The following is a 12979-nucleotide window of genomic DNA, read 5'->3' on the forward strand; positions in this document are numbered from 1 at the left end:
CGTCATGCCCGCACACGGCAAGCACCGCCGCCCGAAGTCCCGTGCCGTACCCCGCGGACTGGCCGCCGCCGGTACCGGCGGTGCGGCCCTCGCCCTGCCGCTGCTGGGCGCAGCCGGTGCCCATGCGGCCCCGGCCACTGCCCTGGCGGCCGCCCCCGCCGCGCTGCCCGTCCAGGCCCCGCGGCTCCCGGTGTCCGCGCAGGCCGCGCCCGCCGTCGCCCCGGCCGTCGCCCCCACCGTCTACACCGTCGTCCCCGGCGACTGCCTGTCGCAGATCGCCGCCGACCGCCACCTGTCCGGCGGCTGGGAGCGGCTGTACGCCGACAACCGCGAGGCCGTCGGCGCGGACCCCGCCCTGATCCACCCGGGGCTCAAGCTGACGCTCGGCGGGCACGGGGAGCGGTCCTCCGCCAAGCCGGCCTCCCGAACCTCCGGCCCGGCGTCGGCTCCGTCCTCCTCCGACCGGTCCTCCGGCACGGCTCAGGCGCCTGCCGAGACCGGCTCCGGCAGCGCCGCCGCCGCCGAGCAGCCCGCCGCGCCCGCCGCCCCCGCCGCGCAGGGTGCCGGATCCGCCACCGGCGCCGTCACCGCGGCCGGATTCGTCGCCCCGGTCAGCGGCGGGATCTCCACCCCGTACAAGCTCGCGGGCAGCATGTGGTCTTCCGGTTACCACACCGGCGTCGACTTCATCGCGAGCACCGGCACCACCGTCAAGGCGGTCGGCGCGGGCACCGTGGTCACGGCGGGGTGGGGCGGTGCGTACGGCAACGAGGTCGTGATCCGGCACGCCGACGGCAAGTACTCCCAGTACGGCCACCTCTCGCAGCTGAACGTCTCGGTCGGCCAGAGCGTCACCGCCGGGCAGCGCATCGGGCTCTCCGGCGCCACCGGCAATGTGACCGGCCCTCACCTCCACTTCGAGATCCGCACGGGCCCGTCGTACGGCTCGGACATCGACCCGCTCGCGTACCTGCGCTCGAAGGGCGTCAGCATCTGACGCCGGACGGGCGTGAGCAGGTAACCGCGTGAGGCCGGGACCCCGAGGGGGTTCCGGCCTCACGCGATTCTTATTCCGCATGTGCATGGTGGCGTAGATCACGGTCCGTCAAACCCTGCTTACGTTGGCGTAGGTCGCCCGCGGGGGTGAAGGATGTGGTGCTGTGGCAGCGACGAAGACGACACTCAAGACCATCGGTTCGTACGCGGCGATCGGGGACAGCTTCACCGAGGGCGTAGGGGACCCGGGACCCGGGGATTCGTACCTCGGCTGGGCGGACCGGCTGGCCGTGCTCCTGGCCGACCAGCGGGAAGAACACGATTTCCGGTACGCGAACCTGGCCGTCCGGGGGAAGGTCCTCGACCAGATCGTGGCCGAGCAGGTGCCGAGGGCCAAGGCCCTCGCGCCCGACCTCGTCACCTTCTGCGCGGGGGGCAACGACATCATCCGTCCGGGAACCGACCCGGACGACGTGGCGGAACGCTTCGAGGCGGCCGTCGCCGACCTCGCCGGCTCCGTCGGCCAGGTCATGATCACGACCGGCTTCGACACCCGGGGCGTACCGGTCCTCAAGCACCTGCGGGGCAAGGTGGCGACGTACAGCGCACACGTGCGCGCCATCGCCGACCGGTACGGCTGCCCGGTGCTCGACCTCTGGTCGCTCAAGTCCGTGCAGGACCGGCGGGCCTGGGACACCGACCGGCTGCACCTCTCGCCCGAGGGGCACACCCGGGTCGCGCTGCGCGCCGCCCAGGTGCTCGGGCTGGACGTACCCGCCGATCCCGACCAGCCGTGGCCGCCGGAGCGGCCGCGCGGCTCGGTGGACGTGACGCGGGACAACATCCAGTGGGCGCGCGAACACCTCGTGCCCTGGATCGGGCGGCGGCTGCGCGGCGAGTCCTCGGGGGACCACGTCGAGGCGAAGCGGCCGGACCTGCTGCCGCTGTAGGGCGTACGCGACGGGGGCGGGACCGCACGACGCGCCGGCGCGGGGCCGCGAGACCGCGACACGCCGGGGGCCCGCAAGCGGAATCCCTCGGGGCCGGTGTGCGTTGGGATGGTCGTAGACACGAACGACCGTCCTGCCCCCATCCTCACAGGAGGCGCCTTGTCCGGCTCCCGTCCCCTGCGTCCCCGGCTGCGCGCCCTGCGGCCCGAAGCCTTCGGCGCGGACCCGTCCGGCGCGCGGCTGGAGCGGATCCTGCGCTCGCCGAACTTCGCCGACGGAGTCTTCCAGAACCCGGTCGGAGCCCGGACCAGGCCTTCCGGCTCCATGGCGGAGTTCGCGAAGATCTACTTCCACAAGGAGCAGCGGCTGCGGCGCAGCCCGGGCGCGCCGATCCCGGTCTACCCGACGACGCTGGCCGAGCTCGCCAAGCCGCCGGCGAGCGGACTGCGGCTGACCTGGATGGGGCACTCCAGCGTCCTCGCCGAGATCGACGGCCGGCGGGTCCTGTTCGACCCGGTGTGGGGAGAGCGGTGCTCTCCCTTCCCCTTCGCCGGGCCCAAGCGGCTGCACCCCGTGCCAGTGCCGCTGGCCTCCCTCGGCGAGGTCGACGTCGTGGTCATCTCGCACGACCACTACGACCACCTCGACCTCCCGACGATCAAGGCGCTCGCCGGTACGGACACGGTCTTCGCCGTCCCGCTCGGCGTCGGCGCCCACCTGGAGCGCTGGGGCGTCCCGGCGGACCGGCTGCGCGAACTGGACTGGAACGAGAGCACCAAGGTCGCCGGGCTCTCCCTCACCGCCACCCCCGCCCGCCACTTCTGCGGGCGCGGACTGCGCAACCAGCAGTTCACCCTGTGGGCGTCCTGGGTCGTCGAGGGCGACGCCCACCGGATCTACCACAGCGGTGACACGGGCTACTTCCCGGGCTTCCAGGAGATCGGCGCCGCGCACGGCCCGTTCCACGCCACGATGATCCAGATCGGGGCGTACTCCGAGTACTGGCCGGACATCCACATGACCCCGCAGGAGGGCATGCGCGCCCACCTCGACCTCCAGGGCGGCACCCCGCACGGCACGATGCTGCCGATCCACTGGGGCACCTTCAACCTGGCCCCGCACCCGTGGGACGAGCCCGGCGAGGGAACGTTCGCGGCGGCGGAGGCGGCCGGTGCGGCGATCGCCCTGCCGGTGCCGGGGCAGCCCTTCGAGCCGGGCGCCGCCGACGCGCCGGCCGAGCCGTGGTGGCGTCCCTTCGTCGCGAACGCCGCCCCCGTGCACCCGTCCGTCGCTCGCCCGGCCGCCACCTCGCGGAAGCCGGCGCTGTCCCACGAGGAGCCGGAGGCGGTGGGCTCGTGACCTCGCGCGCCGCCCGGCGGATTCGGGCGGCCGTACGAGCGCTCCTTCCCAAGCGGTAAGCACCCCGGTGAAGTTGGCCGACTCGGCGTCCGGGGCGGGAGGGTGCGGTCTAGCGTGGGTATCCGGTGATCAACACCGGGCCCCGGGCAGTGCCGGGGCCCGGGCCCCACGTACCGAGGACGCAGATGTCCGGCTACCGCGCCGCCCGCCACGCTCCGTCGAGACACGCCGCCACCGGCCCCGGCCGGCAGTTACGGCCGCAGCTGGTCCGGGCCGCCGTCCTGCCCACGCTCGCCGCCGGTCTCAGCGGCGCGGCCGCCGTGATCTTCGCCTTGCAGCTCGGCGGCGGAGCGGGCGGCCGCGACCCCCGGCTCTGGCCGGTGCTCACCGGCTGCGGGCTGCTCGTGGTCGGCGCGCTCGCCGCCGCACTGCTCGGGGCCCAGCGAGCCGCCAAGACCGTACGCGAGCGGTGCGAGGCCCTGCGCCGCTCCAGCCTGCGCGGCCGCCAGGAACTGCGGGCGGCCGCCGACCGGCTGGAGCGGGGCGAAACCCCGCCCCGCCCGGTGCGCGGCGGTCCGGGCGGCCCGCCGCCCGCCGTCGACCCCGCGGGCGTGGACGAGTTCTGGCTGCTCGCGCAGGAGCTGCGCGGTGCGCGCGAGCAGGCGCACGACGTCCTCGTACGGCTGGCCGGCCAGGCCGCTCCGTCCGACAGCGACCGCAAGGTCGAGGTCTTCGTCAACCTCGCGCGCCGGCTCCAGTCCCTCGTGCACCGCGAGATCTCGCTGCTGGACGACCTGGAGGACACGGTCGAGGACCCCGACCTGCTGAAGGAGCTCTTCCACGTCGACCACCTCGCCACCCGGATCCGGCGCCACTCCGAGAACCTCGCCGTCCTCGGCGGCGCCGCCTCCCGGCGCCAGTGGACCCGGCCCATCGACCTGAGCGAGGTGCTGCGTTCCTCCGTCGCGGAGGTCGACCAGTACACCCGGGTCAAGGTGGTGCCACCGGCGGGCGGCACCGTCCGGGGGCACGCCGTCGCCGACGTGGTGCACCTGCTGGCGGAACTCATCGAGAACGCCACCGTCTTCTCCGCCCCGGACACCGATGTGGTGGTGCGCGCCGAACGCGTCACCGCCGGGATCGCGGTCGAGGTGGAGGACCGGGGGCTGGGCATGCCGGCCGAGGAACAGCACCGGATGAACGCCCTGCTGGGCGACCCGGACCAGGTCAACGTGCGGCACCTGCTGGCGGACGGCCGGATCGGCCTGTTCGTGGTGTCGGCGCTGGCCCGCAGGCACGGGATCGCCGTCGAGCTCAAGTCCAACATCTACGGCGGGGTGCTGGCGGTGCTGGTGCTGCCGCAGGAACTGCTGGGCGCGCAGGCGCCGAACGCCGCCGACGCGCAGGGCGGTTCGCGGGCCACGTCGTGGGGGAGCGGGGCGGGGGCGGCGACGGTGCCCCCGCTGGAGCCGGTACGCCCGGCCGTCGCCGCGCCGCGTCGGCCCGATCCGGCGGAGGCGGGCCCGGCGGTACCGGCCTGGGCGGAGCAGGCCCGGGCGGAGCAGGGACCCGGTGCGGGGGCGCGTACGGCGCCGCTCGCGGAGCCGGTCGCGTACGCCGTACCCGAGCCCGGGCCGGCCGCCGTCCTGGGCTTCGTCCCCGGCTCCGTGGACCCCGGCTGCGCCGCCGCGACCGGACCGGTGCCGGCCGCCGTCACCGTGCCCGCCGCGCGCACGGATCCGGACCGGCCGCCGCCGCTGCCCCGGCGGCGCGCGCAGGAGCACCTGGTACCCGAGCTGCGCGAGGCCCCGGCCCCGCGGCCCGTCCCGGAGGCCGAGCCGCCGGGACCCGACCCCGGCCTGATGGCGGCCTTCCAACGGGGCTTCGGCAGGGCCCAGTCGGAGCACCGGACGTGACGGCGCCCGGGGGCGGACCCCGGCTCCCCTCGCTTCCCCACCACCCCCCACCCCAGCAAGGAGCGCACCCTCATGAGCGGCGAAGTGGCGACCAGGACAAACCGGCTCTCGGATCTCGACTGGCTGCTCAGTGGCCTCGTCCAACGGGTCCCGTACACCCGCAGCGCGGTGCTGCTCACGGCGGACGGGCTGGTCAGCTGCGTGCACGGGCTCGACGCCGACAGCGCCGACCACTTGGCGGCACTGGCCTCGGGCCTGTACTCGTTGGGCCGCAGTGCCGGATCCCGGTTCGCGGACGGCGCGGAGGTCCGGCAGGTGGTGGTGGAGCTGGACACGGCGCTGGTCTTCGTATCGGCGGCCGGATCCGGCACCTGCCTGGCGGTCCTGGCGGACCGGGAGGCCGACGCGGGGGTGCTGGGCTACGAGATGGCGATGCTGGTGAAGAGCGTACGTCCCTACTTGGCGGCCCCGCCGCGGCGGCCCGTCGCCGAACCGGAGCGGTGAGGGCCCGGGCGCGGGGGGCGTACGGATCCGGCCCGGGGTGGGACACGGTCCCCTGGCTGGACGACACGGCGGGCCGGGTCATGCGGCCGTACACGGCGAGCGGCGGCCGGACCCGGCCGGCCGTCGCGCTCGACCTGCTCTCGATCGTGACGGCGACCGGCGTACGCCCGCGTGCGCCGCTCGGCGCCGAACACACCCTCGCGCTGCGCCTGTGCGCCGGCGCGGCGGCGGTGACCGTCGCCGAGGTGGCCGGGCAGTTGCGGCTGCCGGCCGGGGTGGTGAAGGTGCTGCTGGCCGATCTGATGGAACACGGGGCCGTCGAGGCGCGGGCGCCGCGGTTCCCGGGCGGTGACTCGCTCGCCGCCGATGACCTGGACCTGCTGCGGGCGGTGCTCGATGGCCTACGCCGAAGGCTGTGACGTCCCGGGCCTGCCCGCGACCTTGAAGATCCTGGTCGCGGGCGGGTTCGGGGTGGGGAAGACGACCTTCGTGGGCGCGGTGAGCGAAATCGAACCGCTGTGCACGGAGGAGCTGCTCAGCGACCTCGGCGAGGGCGCCGACCCGCTGGAAGGGGTGGAGGCCAAGACGACGACCACCGTCGCCCTGGACTTCGGCAGGATCACCCTCGACCGGGGCCACGTCCTGTACCTCTTCGGCACGCCCGGGCAGGAGCGCTTCTGGTTCCTCTGGGAGGAGCTGTGCGCGGGCGCGCTGGGGGCGGTGGTCCTGGCCGACACGCGCCGCCTCGCGGACTGCTTCCCCGCCGTGGACTTCTTCGAGCGGCGCGGGATCGGCTTCATCGTCGCCGTCAACGAGTTCGACGGATGCCACCGCTACACGCCCGGAGAGGTCCGCCAGGCGGTGGGGCTGGGGCCGGACGTGCCCGTCGTGCGGTGTGACGCGCGGCTGACCAGTTCCGGTACCGGGGCGCTCGCCGCCCTCGTCCACCACCTGCTGTTCAACGCCAGGTCCGCGAGCGCGGCGGACCTGGCCACCTAGGAGGATCGGGGGAACCGTCATGACGTACTACGAATCGACCGGCCATCTGCTGCTCACCCCGGTGGACCGGGAAGCGCCCGCCCGTGCGGTCCGGCTGCGCGAACTGGGCCTCGGGGAGCGGCCCGACGCGGAACTCGACGCCTTCGCGCGGCGGATCGCGCAGACCCTGGAAGCCCCGTACGCGGGGGTCAACTTCGTCGGTGAGGAACGGCAGTTCTTCGCCGGCCTCCACCACCGCCCCGACGCCCCGCCGAGCGGCTACCCGGCCCGCGTGCTGGCCCGCGACCACGGCTACTGCCCCCATGTGGTGGTCCGCCGCCGGGCGCTGGTGCTGGAGGACGTACGGGACTTCGCCCGCTTCGCGGGCAACGCGGTCGTGGACGGGAGCGGGGTGCGCTCCTACGCGGGGGCCCCGCTGACGGACCGGCGGGGCGTCGTCCTCGGGACGGTGTGCGCGGTGGACGTGGCGCCGAGGCGCTGGGGGACGCCGGGGCTGGGGACGGTGAAGGCGCTCGCGGCGGAGCTGGTGGAGCTGCTGCTGGCGCGGGAGGACGGGCGGCGGCTCTGAGCCCCGGCCTCAGACGGCGGCCGGCCGCAGGAAGGCGGCGATCCGCTCCCGCAGCGAGCGGGGATCCAGGCCGTGGGCGGCGGTGTGCTCGGTGACGGTGCCGTAGCGCCGCAGCTCGGCGCGGCCGACGCCCAGCCCCAGCACCCGGTGCGGGAGGTCGCCGAGCGCGTCGTTGGCTGCGGCCGTGGAGGTACCGGCGAGGTACGGCTCGACCAGGACCACGTCGGCCGCCGGGCCCCGTCCGGCGGCCGCGCGCAAGGCCGCGTAGTCGAAGGGCCGCACGGTCGTCGCGTACAGCACCGTCACGTCCATGCCCTCGGTCGCGGCGAGGACGTTGTCCAGCAGCGGGCCGACCGCCAGCACCACGCCCGCGCGTCCCTCCCGTACGGTGTGCAGGCCCGGGCCGGTGGCGGGGTAGGGCGCGGCGTTCCGCTGCTCGCTGAGGCGCACGTACACCCTGTCGTCCCCGGCGGCGTACGCGTCGCGCAGCAGTGCCTCGGCCTCGTCGGGGTGGCCCGGGACGTGCACGGTCCAGCCGTCGAGGGTGTCGAGGAGGGCCACGTCGCCGGGCGCCATGTGGGTGAAGCCGCCGGCCGGCCAGTCGTAGCTGGCGCTCGCGCTGACCAGGACGCCGCCCGTGTCCTGGTGCCCGAAGTCGAGCTTGACCTGCTCGAACGGCCGCTCCACCAGGAAGCTGGCGAAGGTGTGCACGATCGGCCGCAGGCCGGTGAGGGCGAGTCCGCCGCCCACTCCGACGAGCAACTGCTCCCGGATGCCCACGTTGATCACCCGGTCGGGGTGGCGCTGCCGGGCGGGGCGGAACCCGTCCATGGTGATCTCGGCGAGCACGAGCGCCAGCCGCGGGTCCTCTTCGAGCATCTTCGACGTGACGGTGACGAACCGCTCCCGCATGGTGTCCATTTTTTCCCTGCCCCTTGCTGTGTGGTCTCAGAACTTCTTCTCGACGCGCGCTACGACGGCGTGCGGCCGGCCCGGGTGCGGCGCCGTGAAGGCGGCGTGCAGGGCGGCGTGGTCCCGCCCGTCCACGGTGGTCGCCGACCAGCCGGCGGCCTCGAAGCGGGAGGCGATCCCGCCGGGCCAGCCGTGGGTCGCCGAGGCGTTGTCGATCACCACGGTGTGCAGCCGCTCCAGCCCGGCCGAACCCGCGTAGGCGAGTGCCTCGTGGTTGCTGCCCTCGTCGAGCTCCGCGTCCCCGATCAGCACCCACACGGCCGGGTCGGCCAGCCCCTGCGCCCGTAGGCCCAGCGCGGTGCCGACGGCCAGCGGCAGGCCGTGCCCGAGCGAGCCGCTGCCGATCTCGACCCCGGGGATCAGCGTGCGGTCGGGGTGGTGCCCGAGCGGGGAGTCGAACCCGCCGAAGCCGCTCAGCCACCCGACGGGGAAGAACCCCTTGGCGGCTAGCACGGCGTAGTACGCCATCGGGCCGTGCCCCTTGGACAGCAGGAACCGGTCCCGTCCGGCGTCCCCGGCGGTCCCGGGTGCGACCCGCAGCACGCGGTCGTACAGCACCCACAGCACGTCGAGCGTGGAGGTGGCGGCGGGCCCGTGCTTCTCGGCGCCCGTCATGAGCGCCATGAGCCGGCCCAGGTCCTCGTAGCGGAGCTCCGTGTCCGCGGTGGTTTGCGTCATGCGGCCACCGTGCAACCTCAAGCCCGCTTGAGGTCAAGCGCCGCCGCCTCGATCGTCAGGACGCCCCGCCCCGCCGAATCCGCGCGCGACCACCCCGCGAAGTGCGGTATTGTTTCCCTGCCAGTTCGGCCAGGGAGAAACCCCAGGTCAACGGGGCTCGGGACGTGGCGCAGCTTGGTAGCGCACTTGACTGGGGGTCAAGGGGTCGCAGGTTCAAATCCTGTCGTCCCGACTCGAAAGAGTCGCAGATCAGGGACCGTTTTGGAGCAATCCAAAACGGTCCCTTGATCGTTTTTGGGGGCCAGCGGGGGGCCAGTCTCCAAGCCCCGCCAGGTGGATTCGGCCTTGTAGAAAGCGGCGGTCTTGTCGTAGGGGCTTCGGGGCCGGTCAGTGCCGGGCAGGCGATCCTGAGTCGGCTCCGAGTTGTTCCCGCGAGGCGGCGCGCCGCGTTTCCGCGTCGAGGGCTGAGCGGAGGCGATCTGCGTACGGCAGGTCTTCGTGCCGGGTCAACCAGTCGGCTGCCAGGCGCGTCACGTGGACTCTCTGGCTCGGCGAGAGCGCCGGGAGAGAGAGCAGATCCTCGATGACCAGACGTACCTTCGGCCCCATGCCGTGCTCTTCGAGCCAGCTCAGGGCGCTGTCGACGGCGCGGGAGCGTCGGTCCTCGTCGAGGACCGGGTGGCGCAGGACACCGGAGAGCACGGAGCGGGACTTCATCGACCGGTCGGTGCTCAGACGGTCCAGAGCGATGTCGATGCCGATGCGTGCCTGCTCGACGGACAGGTCTGGGCGTGTGAGGAAGGAGGCAAGCACCGGGCGCTGCACCTTGCCACCGTGGCAGGCGAGCCACCGCAGGCTGACGTCCGCGAGGGACCGTGCCTGATCGCGCGTCAGCCCATCGAGCTGGCTGAGCATGACGGCCATGAGCACGTGATCATCTGGATGTGCGAGGAGCGCGGCGCATCCGAGACGGATGGCACGCTGTAGCTGTGCGGACGGCAGGTCCGGCACGCGCAACAGGGAGCCTAGAACGGATCCGAACACCTCGTGTTCCGGGTGGCTGTCGAGCCACGTGAAGGCGAGCGTGACGGCGGTCAGAGCCTGATCCTGCGTGAGTTCCTCGCAGTGGATGAGCAGGCGAAGGAGTATGACCGGGCCGGACTGGGCGTCAGGTTGCGACCTCAGCCGTTCCAGAAGAAGGGCGGCGGCGTCCGCCACGCCGTCGGCGGACAGCAATGTCCCCAGGATGCGGGAGCCTGCCGGGTGGTCGGCAGGTCCCTCAGCCGCCCACCAACGGGCGACGGCGATCATCCTGGGACGCAGCTCCGGCGGGCACCCGTCCGTGGACAGGAGTCTTTGCACGACCCGGCCCGTGCTCGGGTACACCTGTCCCGTCTCCAGCCAGTCCAGTGCGCTTCGGATCAATGTCGCGCGGTCCGGGTCCGGGAGGCGGTCGTCTTCGAGCAGAGCACACAGTTCCGGACCGATGTTCAAGCCCGGGCGCAGATCAGAACGCAGCCACACGAGTCCGTGGTCCACGAGCTTCCGGCGGGCGACTGTGTCGATGTCCGCACGCTGCAGGAACGCACGGATCACGGGCGCGACTCCGAGGGACCGGTACGGAGTGAGCCACGCCAGCACGCCCGCGACCACCCTCGTCAGTCGATCCCTGGAGTGGTCCATGCCGAGCAGGCGTTTCAACAGCGAGGGCGTATGACGCCAGTCGGGCCGGGAAGACACCCAGGCGAGGGTGCAGTCGACCACCAGGTCCTCGGTCCTCGGTGAAAGGTCGGGGCGCTCGATCAGTGCGAGTAGAAGGTGCTCCGTGTCGGTCTGCCCGCCCCGGCGAACGAGCCATCCGACGGAAGCCTCGACGAGGAACGCGGGAGCGGGATCCATGCCTCTCAGGGCGGCGGTAAGGAACGGCTGCGCGGTGTGGTCAGCCTCGGCGTGGGAGAGCCAGGGAGCAACCAACGAGTTCCACACAGAGCGGTCGAACCCTTGCCAGGGCCGGCTCGTCACCATCGTCAGCAGCGCCTGGCCGCCGTCGTCACCGGCGCCCGCCAAGAGGTGGCCGAGCGAATCCACCTGGGCCGTAAGCCATTCCCCGCAAAAGCGTTCCAGGGCAGCGATCCGATGGGTGGGGCCAAGCGCTGCCAAGTCGACGGCCAGCCGTCGGAGATGGCCGGTGAATACGGAAAACGTCCGTGCATGCCGCGTGAACGCGGCAAAGAGCGCACCGGCAGCGACTGCGTCGATGCTCCATCCGGGAGAAGGCATCAGTGACTGCAGCAGGAGTTCGTCGGTGACGATGTCGTGCACCACGACCAGCTGACCGCCAACCTCATCGAGCCACCCAAGAGAGATCAGCGTGTCGACGACGCGCCGCCCTCCGAACGGAACGGCCAGCCCACCAGCCACCGTGAGGAACGTGTCGATGGCCTGTTCGACGACCATCCGGGACTGCGGGCTCGCCGCGACCGCCACGGTGAAGGCCAGCTGCTCGATGGCAGGGCTGGTGATACCCAAGGGGGAGGGGCTGAGTGCGGGGCTCGTGGCGAGCGCGTCGCGGCGCATGCCCTCGCGCAGCCAGTCCAGGAGCTCGCCGGGCCGGACCGACGCCGTCACCCCCGGTGTGTGCTGGGCCAGCCCCTGCTCCTCGATTGCCCGCGCGATCAACAGCGCGATCACCGGACGCCGCCCGCAGATCTGGGACAGTGCCTCGTTCCCCCATCGGCGCACGGTTTCAGGTGCCGCGTGGCGGACTACCTGGTCGATGATCGCGGACTGGTGTGGCCAGTCCTCTCGTACATAGATCTCGTCGAGCAATCGGCTGCTGCCACGGAGCTGAACTGTGTGCAGGGATCCGGGCCGCACGGAGGCAAGGCACGCCACGGTCACGCCACGTCGCTTGGCCTCCGGGATCAGCACTTCGGCGAGGACGCGCAGGTCGACCTGCGAGCAGGCGTCGAGGTAGTCCAGTATCAGCAGCACTCGTCGGCAGGCGCACGAGAAGATGGATGCGGCCACGTCGTCGACCGTCACGGCGCTGTCGGGCTGGACGTGCAGGACTTGCCAGCCCGCGCGGTCCGCCCGGTGCGCGACCTCGAAGGACGTTCGCGTCTTGCCCGAACCGGCTGGTCCGACCAGTAGTGCCCCTCGTGAACGGCCAGTGCTCAGCCGGGCGAACAGGTGGTCCGGATGCGATGAGTGGTCTATCCCAGGATGGATGAAGGGCAGGTGCTCCTCGTCGAGAAAGCTGCGTCGTCCGAGCAGGCGCCGCATGACCTCGGCATGAGTTCGTACGCGGCCGCGCACGGCTGGATCGAACGGCGTCGGTACGATGTCCCCTGGCGGCACCGGCTCCACCCCGTGCTCGGCCAGCAGGTGCACGAATTCAGGATCCCGGGACACCTGGGAGAGGTCGGTCGCGGTGAGGCTCGCTGCGCCGGATGGAACGTGGTGGCTCGTGCACACGCCGACGAGAACACCGGCTTGCGTGATGACCCCTGCCCCGGACACCCCCTGCCAGGGAGATCCGCTTGACTCCAGCGGCGCAGGGCTGCTGAGGGACAGCTCCATCTCATGGCTCCCCAGAAAGGAGCCCAGAAGGATTACCCCGGTCAACTGACGGGTTTTCGGCACATCCTGACGCGACGCATGGTCGGGGAACCCGATCGCGATGAACGGTACCGACTCCATGGTTCGGGGCAGGACGCCCCACCGGGCGGGAGGGATGACGGGCCCGCCCTCCCCGAGAACCAGGAGGGCGAGGTCCACCTCGTCGATCCGGTGCCGCAGCACCGCGGTGACCTGAAGCCTCTGCATGGACTGCCCTGGAAGTCTCACCTCATAGCTGTCACCGGGTCGGGTAAAGCCGTGGCCAGCGCAGATGGCCAGTCGTGAGGCGAGCATGAATCCGGAAGCAGTGAATCGAGGGACGCCGTCGGATCCGCGGCGCACCACCATGGCCACACGCTCCAGGGGCTTCTGCGCGGCGTTCAGATCAGCCACAGCCGACGCCACTCTCGGAGGAC

Annotated in this window: 11 protein-coding genes and 1 tRNA gene; 9 read left to right on the top strand and 3 right to left on the bottom strand. The window is 72.6% G+C overall.

Going from position 1 to position 12979, the window contains the following annotated elements:
• Positions 1-4 precede the first annotated feature (4 nt).
• The 8 genes from ACZ4M3_RS01375 (at position 5) to ACZ4M3_RS01410 (ending at position 7292) form a co-directional block, all read left to right on the top strand.
• Entirely contained in the window at positions 5-997 is a 993-nt protein-coding gene (locus ACZ4M3_RS01375) for a LysM peptidoglycan-binding domain-containing M23 family metallopeptidase (RefSeq protein WP_467729072.1), read from the top strand.
• A gap of 163 nt (positions 998-1160) precedes the next feature.
• Positions 1161-1946: an SGNH/GDSL hydrolase family protein gene (locus ACZ4M3_RS01380; protein ID WP_467729074.1), complete on the top strand. Its 786-nt coding sequence runs from the start codon at positions 1161-1163 to the stop codon at positions 1944-1946.
• Positions 1947-2105: 159 nt separating this feature from the next.
• The gene (locus ACZ4M3_RS01385; RefSeq protein WP_467729076.1) at positions 2106-3305 is read left to right on the top strand and encodes an MBL fold metallo-hydrolase; all 1200 of its coding nucleotides are present in this window, start codon (positions 2106-2108) and stop codon (positions 3303-3305) included.
• Positions 3306-3490: 185 nt separating this feature from the next.
• On the top strand, positions 3491-5221 hold the full coding sequence (locus ACZ4M3_RS01390; protein ID WP_467729078.1) for a sensor histidine kinase: 1731 nt from the start codon (positions 3491-3493) through the stop codon (positions 5219-5221).
• 72 nt (positions 5222-5293) lie between these two features.
• Positions 5294-5725, top strand: coding sequence for a roadblock/LC7 domain-containing protein (locus ACZ4M3_RS01395; RefSeq protein WP_467729080.1), 432 nt, complete (start codon positions 5294-5296; stop codon positions 5723-5725).
• A gap of 80 nt (positions 5726-5805) precedes the next feature.
• Entirely contained in the window at positions 5806-6144 is a 339-nt protein-coding gene (locus ACZ4M3_RS01400; RefSeq protein ID WP_467729082.1) for a DUF742 domain-containing protein, read from the top strand.
• Positions 6122-6724 (top strand): GTP-binding protein, encoded by a 603-nt coding sequence (locus tag ACZ4M3_RS01405; protein WP_467729084.1) that lies wholly within the window; start codon positions 6122-6124, stop codon positions 6722-6724. The genes ACZ4M3_RS01400 and ACZ4M3_RS01405 overlap by 23 nt, the downstream gene beginning before the upstream one ends.
• Before the next feature lie 19 nt (positions 6725-6743).
• Positions 6744-7292 (top strand): GAF domain-containing protein, encoded by a 549-nt coding sequence (locus ACZ4M3_RS01410; protein ID WP_467729086.1) that lies wholly within the window; start codon positions 6744-6746, stop codon positions 7290-7292.
• A gap of 9 nt (positions 7293-7301) precedes the next feature.
• Here ACZ4M3_RS01410 and ACZ4M3_RS01415 read toward each other — a convergent pair whose 3' ends face one another.
• On the bottom strand, positions 7302-8213 hold the full coding sequence (locus ACZ4M3_RS01415) for a transketolase family protein (protein WP_467729088.1): 912 nt from the start codon (positions 8211-8213) through the stop codon (positions 7302-7304).
• A 27-nt stretch (positions 8214-8240) separates the two neighbouring features.
• Positions 8241-8942, bottom strand: a complete 702-nt coding sequence (locus ACZ4M3_RS01420; RefSeq protein WP_467729090.1) for a transketolase — start codon at positions 8940-8942, stop codon at positions 8241-8243.
• Between the two features lie 158 nt (positions 8943-9100).
• Between ACZ4M3_RS01420 and ACZ4M3_RS01425 the strand changes: the two genes are divergently transcribed.
• Positions 9101-9174: transfer RNA gene (locus tag ACZ4M3_RS01425), tRNA-Pro, on the top strand.
• A 155-nt stretch (positions 9175-9329) separates the two neighbouring features.
• On the opposite strand, the gene ACZ4M3_RS01430 is transcribed toward ACZ4M3_RS01425, so the two are convergent.
• Entirely contained in the window at positions 9330-12956 is a 3627-nt protein-coding gene (locus tag ACZ4M3_RS01430) for a hypothetical protein (protein WP_467729092.1), read from the bottom strand.
• Positions 12957-12979: the final 23 nt, after the last annotated feature.

The organism is Streptomyces sp. NPDC026522, assembly GCF_055567555.1.

Excerpts from the sequence above, each read along its gene's own strand:
- ACZ4M3_RS01400 (WP_467729082.1), top strand. The coding sequence starts at position 5,806 with ATGCGGCCGTACACGGCGAGCGGCGGCCGGACCCGGCCGGCCGTCGCG.
- ACZ4M3_RS01420 (WP_467729090.1), bottom strand. The coding sequence starts at position 8,942 with ATGACGCAAACCACCGCGGACACGGAGCTCCGCTACGAGGACCTGGGC.
- ACZ4M3_RS01395 (WP_467729080.1), top strand. The coding sequence starts at position 5,294 with ATGAGCGGCGAAGTGGCGACCAGGACAAACCGGCTCTCGGATCTCGAC.
- ACZ4M3_RS01405 (WP_467729084.1), top strand. The coding sequence starts at position 6,122 with ATGGCCTACGCCGAAGGCTGTGACGTCCCGGGCCTGCCCGCGACCTTG.
- ACZ4M3_RS01390 (WP_467729078.1), top strand. The coding sequence starts at position 3,491 with ATGTCCGGCTACCGCGCCGCCCGCCACGCTCCGTCGAGACACGCCGCC.
- ACZ4M3_RS01410 (WP_467729086.1), top strand. The coding sequence starts at position 6,744 with ATGACGTACTACGAATCGACCGGCCATCTGCTGCTCACCCCGGTGGAC.
- ACZ4M3_RS01415 (WP_467729088.1), bottom strand. The coding sequence starts at position 8,213 with ATGGACACCATGCGGGAGCGGTTCGTCACCGTCACGTCGAAGATGCTC.
- ACZ4M3_RS01375 (WP_467729072.1), top strand. The coding sequence starts at position 5 with ATGCCCGCACACGGCAAGCACCGCCGCCCGAAGTCCCGTGCCGTACCC.